A 1029-nucleotide genomic window follows, 5' to 3' on the forward strand; every position below is an offset into this window, starting at 1 on the left:
TCAGCGGTCGATGTCGCCGCGGATGAAGGCTTCGACGAGGTCGCGGGCCTGGCTGTCGGGGTACTGCTGCGGGGGGCTCTTCATGAAGTAGGAGGAGGCGGCCAGCAGCGGGCCGCCGATGCCCCGGTCGAGAGCGATCTTGGCGGCGCGGACGGCGTCGATGATGATGCCGGCGGAGTTGGGGGAGTCCCAGACCTCCAGCTTGTACTCCAGGGCCAGCGGGACGTCGCCGAAGGCGCGGCCCTCCAGCCGGACGTAGGCCCATTTGCGGTCGGACAGCCAGGGCACGTGGTCCGAGGGGCCGATGTGCACGTTGCCGGCGCCCAGGTCGCGCTCGATCTGGGAGGTGACCGACTGGGTCTTGGAGATCTTCTTGGATTCCAGCCGGTCGCGTTCGAGCATGTTCTTGAAGTCCATGTTGCCGCCGACGTTGAGCTGCATGGTGCGGTCCAGGTGCACGCCGCGGTCCTCGAACAGCTTGGCCAGCACCCGGTGGGTGATGGTGGCGCCGACCTGGGACTTGATGTCGTCGCCGACGATGGGCAGGCCGGCGGCGGTGAACTTGGCGGCCCAGGCGGGGGTGCCGGCGATGAACACCGGCAGCGCGTTGACGAAGGCGACGCCGGCGTCCAGGGCGGCCTGGGCGTAGAACTCGGTGGCGGTCTGGGAGCCCACCGGCAGGTAGCAGACCAGCACGTCGGCGCGGGCGTCGCGCAGCGCGGCGGCGACGTCGACGGGGGGTTCGTCGGACTCGGTGATGGTCTCCCGGTAGTAGCGGCCCAGCCCGTCGTGGGTGTGCCCGCGCTGCACCGGCACGCCCAGCGGCGGCACGTCGCAGATCTTGATGGTGTTGTTCTCGCTGGCCACGATCGCCTCGGACAGGTCCCGGCCGACCTTCTTGCCGTCGACGTCGAACGCCGCCACGAACTCCACGTCCCGCACGTGGTAGCCGCCGAACTCGACGTGCATCAGGCCCGGCACGCGGATGCCCGGCTCGGCGTCCCGGTAGTACTCGACGCCCTGCACCAG

At 70.0% G+C, this 1029-nt stretch carries 1 protein-coding gene; it reads right to left on the reverse strand.

Annotation, left to right across the window (positions count from 1 at the left end; genetic code table 11):
- Nucleotides 1–1029: inositol-3-phosphate synthase (locus OF117_RS22070; protein WP_263555009.1), on the reverse strand; the 1029-nt coding region annotated here is incomplete at its 5' end.

This window comes from Geodermatophilus sp. YIM 151500 (genome assembly GCF_025716945.1).
Classification (GTDB): domain Bacteria; phylum Actinomycetota; class Actinomycetes; order Mycobacteriales; family Geodermatophilaceae; genus YIM-151500.